Raw genomic sequence first — 5,681 nt, forward strand, 5'->3', positions numbered from 1 at the left:
ATTCCGACTGTGATCGCCGAGATCCGAGCCGCGATTAGCCGGTCAATGCGGCGACAACGCCGCCATGGAATCGTTCTTCTCACTGCTGCAGAAGAACGTCCTCGACCGCCAGCCCTGGGCGATCCGGAACGAGCTCCGGATCGCGATCATCACCTGGATCGAACGGACCTACCACCGCCGCCGACGCCAAGCCAGGCTCGGCAGACTGACCCCTGTCGAATACGAGACCATCATGACCACACCAGCCACTCAGGCTGCGTGACCGAACCTGTCACCTGATCGTGCAGCAGTCCCCCGTTATCCCGGGATAATGCTGGTGCTGTGAGAAGCCCGTGCCCACCAAAACGAGTCCGTGAACCCGCCGGGAGTGTGCCTTCCTACTTGTGACGTTGGGAGATAGTCCTGCTGCACAGCATCCGGACGAACACTGCGGCGAATCGTAGGTGGGCCGCGACATCGCATCCGCGCCAGGTGAGCGACCACACCGTCGTGGTGGTGCTGGGCGGCAGAGGGTTACCCCCGAATCGATCGGCCAGCCAAGCCATCGTCATCGGGGTGCCGAGGTAGAGCAGGGCGAGGTGCGTACTCAGACGATCGCGGACGTAGCGCACGTGTGCGCCGGCGCGCCGGTATCGCTCGACGTGGCGGTCCACGTCCTGGACGGCGATCAGTTCGTCGTTGACACCTTGAATGACCAGGACCGGCATCGAGGGCGCGTGCAGCCCGGGACGGATGTCGTCGAGGATGGCGCGCATCTCGGGCAGGTTCAGCAGGTCGGCGAAGCTGGACTCGCTGTAGCGGTCCAGGTTTTTGCCCGCAAATCGTGACAACAGTGCCAATGTGGTGCGTGAGGCGGCGTCGGCGAGGAGGGTATGGAATTCGGGTTTGGCGTGCTTGGCCAGTAGTTGCTCGAGTTCTGGGTAGGCGCGCTGCAATGCCGCGACACAGACCGTGGAGAACCCGGACAGCAGTGAGCCGTTGAGCCGGACGAAGGTGGCCCCGGGATCACCGACGGGCGAGCCCGCGACCGCGCCGACGATATTGAGGTCGGGAGCATAGTGTGCGGCGACTTCTGCCGCCCACGCGGTCGCCAGCCCTCCGCCGGAATAGCCCCACAGGCCGACCTCGGTGGTGGGTGTCAAGCCCAGTGGTTCGAAGGCCAGTGCCGCGCGGGCGGCGTCGAGGGCGCGATAGCCGGGTTCGCGCGCGACCCCGAAATGCCCGCCCATGCCTCCGTGATCGGGGATCGAGACCGCCCAGCCTCGGGCCAGGGCTTCGGCGATGACCGGTAGTTCCAGTTGCGGAATCGCGCCGAGCGCTCGCGCGCCCCGGCGTAGGGCGTAGGAGGGGAAGCAGTTCGACCCGACACCGTCGATCGCGCATTGAAACGACACCAGCGGGCGGGCTATGGCCTCGGCGTCGGCCGGTAGCAGCACCGTGGTGACGGCGACTTCGGGGGTCCCGTGCAGATCGCTGGTGCGGTAGAGCAGTTGCCAGGCAGGGAACCGCTGAGCGATGACACCGAACAAGGCGATCTCGGTGACGCGTGTGCGCAGGATCGCGCCCGGCGGTCGGGCCGCAAGATCGGGGGGTGGGCAGTAGAACTCGTCGTTTTCCGGGCGGGTCGCTCGGGCGGCGGGATGGTCGGTGAGCGTCGGGGGCGCAGCATCGGAAACGCTGGGCGAGCTCATCCTGGTGGTCCTTTCGCGCGCCCATATGTCGGGGTACCGATACAGCAAAGGGGATAGTCGGCCGATCGACCGTATGCACACCCCAAACCTAGCGAGAACTGGTGGTGAGAAAAAATTGTCTTTCAACATAATTCGATCGTTTCGTTTGCACCCGCGGGGCAGGCTCGACGTCGGCATTGGCCGGGCACTGGGGGCCTCAACTCCGGAGGGCAGTGTTATCGCTGCTCGCAGCGCGTTGTGGTTCGAACACTGCGCCATCGAGGACTGGGGTGGAGAGTTGCGTGCGATCAGGGCCGCACGCAAGCGCCACACCCCGGTCGCACGAGTGCAGTTCAGCCCGGTCAGCGTGCCGATCCGGCGTAGCCGGTAGTCCACGGTGTTCGCGTGGACGCACATGGCCCGCGCGCTGAGTCGACGATTGAGATCGGTGCTGATGTGTACACGCAGAGTCTGCAAGAGTTCCGGGTGCTCGGGCTCGGGTCCAGCAGGGCGGCCAGGCTGTCACGGGTCGGGCCCGGCCGGGTGAGCTGGTATTCCAGGGCCAGATCCTCGAACGGGTAGAGCCCGGGGCTGCCATAAACCCTGCGAGCCACATCGAGCAGGTCGTGCGAGGTCTCCGCGACGGCGGGTATCGCCGCGGGGGTCGGCCCGGACCACCGACGCGGTCAGTGGCACCCGAGTCAGGAACGTGCACAGCCCCTCCTCGGCGTCCGCGATCGTGCCCGGGACCAAGATTGTGCCACCGAACTCGCTGAGCAAGGCCGGCACTGGATAACCGCACTGTCTCGCGGGCAACTCCTGCAAACGCGCCCATCGCCCGGGCACCGCGCGCGTCGGTGGCCGCGACCGCCAGGACGGTATAGCACTGTGTGAGGGGAACACCGTATTCCAGCGATACCCGGTCAGGATGGCGGCCACCGAACAGAGCACGCGCCACTTCCTGCTGCTGTGCGGGGCCGGTGCTTGGCGCAACTTCCAGATACGCTCTGGCCACGGTCGCGTTCACCGCGTTCTGTGCCCCTATCAGCTGATCGATCTGATTGCGCCGCAGCGGCGGTGATTGGCGATCGTCGAGGTGGGTGTCCAGGTGGAGTCGGAAGCCTTCGCGCACGAGCCGGTGCACGGTCTCGATTGGCACCCCGACTCCGGCCCACCGCGCTGCGGCGCGGTGGATGCGTTCCATCCTGGCGCTCGGGGCCATCGCCTCGCCGGCCACCAGGTCCAGGCATCCGGCCACGACGGCGTTGATCTCCTCGCGGAGCGGATCCCCCGGCCCGCTGTGACGGCGGATCCGCTCGAGCAGTTGCCGCACGATGTTCTCGGTCTGTGCGGCCGCGCACAAACCCGCGGTCACGCTGGTGGTCATAGTTTGCCGCCACCGCCGATCAGCCACGGGTTGAAGGTGCACACCGGCGCTGTCGCGGCGGCCGGGTCCAGGGCGTTCAGAGCGATGCTCGCCGAGCGCGGCGAGTACATCATGGTGAGGTGGTCGGACAGGTCCTGTTCACACCCTTCTTGCAAGGTGATGTTCTGCACGGTGGCTCCGGTGCCGGCGCGCAGGAATGCCCAGTCGTAGGGGTTGGTGACCTCGTCCCAGCGCGAGGCCACCGCGGTGTAGTCGACCCCGGGCACCGTGTCGCCGCCCGCATTGAGAGTGGCGTAGAACGGCGAGCCGACGGCCTGCTGGATATTCGACATGCCCGCGATAGGTTCGACGAACCCGAGGATGTTGACCCCGAGGTTGTTGATGGTCCGGCCAAGGGTGGCGATGCCCATCAGCGTGGTGCCGTGGTGGGTGGCGCCGAAGGTGACGAGTTTGGAGACCCTTTCGGCGCCGCCGTTGAATTTCAGGTAGTGGTTGGCCACGGTGCCGCCCTGGGAGTGCCCGACGATGTCGACCTTGTCCACCCCGGTCGCGGTGCGTACACGGTCGACGAATTCGGCGACCTGTAGTGAGGACTCCTCCATCGGCCCGACACCGTAGCGGCCGGGCAGCATCGCCCCGACTCCACCGCCCTGCACGAGACCGGACTTGCCGAAGTTCAGCGCGTAGACGCAGTAACCGGCCCTGGCCAGTTGCGGGGACAGGAAAGAGAAGGTGTCGAAGGCGTTGAGCCAGGTGCCGTGCAGCAGCACTACCGGTCGCGGATGCTCAGGACTGGGTTTGCAGTCCCACTTGTTGGCCCCGGCCGGGGCGACATCGGGGTTGAGCAGCCCGTGGGCGAAGGCCGCCAGCGGCGCGCTCAGCTCCGGGCCCTGCCCGACGGGGGCCGCAGCGGTGCTGCTGCCCCACCCCGAGCCGCTACCGGAGCCACTGCTCGATCCGCTGCCCGAATCGACAATCGCCTTGGGTTGGCGGCCGTCGGGGGCCGGGGCAAGACCCTCGGAGAGGGTGTCGGCGAAGGCCGCCAGCTCGGCTTCTGCCGAGGGCGCCGTATCGGCGGTTCCCACTCCGGGACTCTGCGCCAGCGCTACGCACGAAATGATCGCGGCGCAGACCGTCCAGCGCAAGTGTCGCCTCGTTGCAAGCATTTATGTGTACTTCCCATCTACTCCTCGCAGCGCCACACCAGGTCATGTGGCTCGGCGCATAGTGCGGCTGTTGCGTGATCAAAGCCGCTGCGCTTTGGCGGTACAGCGAGTTTGTACCGGGTGGCCGATGCCGTCACTGCACGCACGAACGAAGTACTGCAAGCGGTTCTTGTCGATGGAGACAAACCATCTCGCTGATCGTTCGCCGGGGTGTCCCTTTTCGATGTCGCGGGCCACAATCTCTGCATGTCCTCCGCTCCACCGCCGTTCGCCACCGACACCCTGCTGCTCACTCGTCTGCTGCCCCGATGGCCGCAGATAGCTGAACGGATACTCGCCGATGGACTGGGGGCCACACCACCAGCGGCGGATCTACCCGACGGACATTTCCGCCCCGAGGTACTGCCCTCCATCTACGCCTGCGGACGAGCGGTCCTGCAAGCCATCAGCGAGGGCCGCGCCCTGACCCGCGCCGAAGTCGCCGACTTCGTGGCCCCGGTCGCCGAACGTCACGCCGAGGACCGGTTCCCCTTGGCGAGCCTGATCGAAGCCATCCACAACTCGGCCCAGTCGGTGCTCGCCGAGGCCGCCACCCTCGCCGCACCCGAGGAGATCGACCAACTGGTGGCGATCGGATCCGGGCTGCTCGACCTGCTCAAGAACATCACCATCACCGTGACCGAGACTTATACCGAGGTCGGCCAGTCCATCCACAACGCCGACCGAGAAGCCCGCCGCGAACTGTGCTCGGCCCTGCTACGCGGGCGACCCGTCGAAGCGCTCGCCGCCCGCGCCGACACCCCGCTGACCGACTCCTACACCGTGCTGGCCATCCACGCCCGACCCGAAGACCCGAGCACCGCGACCGCAGACCTGCTGGCACGGCGACGGATCCGAATTCTGCACCACACCCTGGACACACTCAGCAACGGCACCGCGCTGGTCTCCTTCGACGGCTCCACCGGAGTCGCGCTGATCCCGGTGCACACCGACCCCGGGCATGGGCTGCGCACCGACTCCCTGAGCTCAATACTCACCGAGAAGCTCAGTGCGGTAATCTATCTCGCCGAATCGGTCGCGGTGCCGCGCACGCAGCTACCCGACGCCGCGGCTGAGGTCACCGAACTCGCCACCCTCGCACGCACCCTGGGCCGACCCCCCGGCGCGTATTGCCTCGATGACCTGCTGCTCGAGTACCAGCTCACCCGGCCCGGTGCGGCCCGCGACCGGCTCGCGGCCCGTATCGTGCCGCTGCTGGGGGCACCGCATCTGCTCGAAGCACTCGAAGCGCACCTGCGTTTCGGAGCCGACCGCAAAAGCGCCTCCGCACATCTGCACGTCCATCCCAATACCCTCAGCTACCGGCTGCGCAGGGTCGGCGACCTCACCGGAATCGACCCCGGCGAACCAAGTGAGGCTCCCCCCTGGGAGTGGACACCCTGACAATGGTTCGTACAA

General features: G+C 66.8%; 4 protein-coding genes and 2 pseudogenes. 3 read left to right on the top strand and 3 right to left on the bottom strand.

The genetic code is table 11. The features are described from left to right. Positions 1 to 40 precede the first annotated feature (40 nt). Positions 41 to 262: pseudogene (locus QR64_RS01390) on the top strand (IS3 family transposase); the annotation flags it as partial. Positions 263 to 377: 115 nt separating this feature from the next. On the opposite strand, the gene QR64_RS01395 reads toward QR64_RS01390, so the two are convergent. Continuing rightward, the gene (locus QR64_RS01395; RefSeq protein ID WP_024102492.1) at positions 378 to 1,691 is read right to left on the bottom strand and encodes a lipase family protein; all 1,314 of its coding nucleotides are present in this window, start codon (positions 1,689 to 1,691) and stop codon (positions 378 to 380) included. Positions 1,692 to 1,988: 297 nt separating this feature from the next. Then, positions 1,989 to 2,147, bottom strand: a pseudogene (locus QR64_RS28770) (helix-turn-helix domain-containing protein); the annotation flags it as partial. 451 nt (positions 2,148 to 2,598) lie between these two features. On the opposite strand from QR64_RS28770, the gene QR64_RS26745 reads away from it, so the two are divergent. Beyond that, positions 2,599 to 2,751 carry a hypothetical protein gene (locus QR64_RS26745; RefSeq protein ID WP_153811618.1) on the top strand — a complete coding sequence of 51 codons (153 nt, stop codon included), beginning with the start codon at positions 2,599 to 2,601 and terminating at the stop codon, positions 2,749 to 2,751. A gap of 302 nt (positions 2,752 to 3,053) precedes the next feature. Here the strand turns inward: QR64_RS26745 and QR64_RS01400 are convergent, their stop codons facing one another. Continuing rightward, positions 3,054 to 4,142 (bottom strand): esterase/lipase family protein, encoded by a 1,089-nt coding sequence (locus tag QR64_RS01400; RefSeq protein ID WP_231913120.1) that lies wholly within the window; start codon positions 4,140 to 4,142, stop codon positions 3,054 to 3,056. A 327-nt stretch (positions 4,143 to 4,469) separates the two neighbouring features. Between QR64_RS01400 and QR64_RS01405 the strand changes: the two genes are divergently transcribed. Continuing rightward, positions 4,470 to 5,666: a PucR family transcriptional regulator gene (locus QR64_RS01405; RefSeq protein ID WP_039583696.1), complete on the top strand. Its 1,197-nt coding sequence runs from the start codon at positions 4,470 to 4,472 to the stop codon at positions 5,664 to 5,666. Positions 5,667 to 5,681 lie beyond the last annotated feature (15 nt).

This window comes from Rhodococcus sp. Chr-9 (genome assembly GCF_000801125.1).
GTDB classification, from domain to species: Bacteria; Actinomycetota; Actinomycetes; order Mycobacteriales; family Mycobacteriaceae; genus Rhodococcus; species Rhodococcus pyridinivorans.

Excerpts from the sequence above, each read along its gene's own strand:
- QR64_RS01395 (WP_024102492.1), bottom strand. The coding sequence starts at position 1,691 with ATGAGCTCGCCCAGCGTTTCCGATGCTGCGCCCCCGACGCTCACCGAC.
- QR64_RS26745 (WP_153811618.1), top strand. The coding sequence starts at position 2,599 with ATGGCGGCCACCGAACAGAGCACGCGCCACTTCCTGCTGCTGTGCGGG.
- QR64_RS01405 (WP_039583696.1), top strand. The coding sequence starts at position 4,470 with ATGTCCTCCGCTCCACCGCCGTTCGCCACCGACACCCTGCTGCTCACT.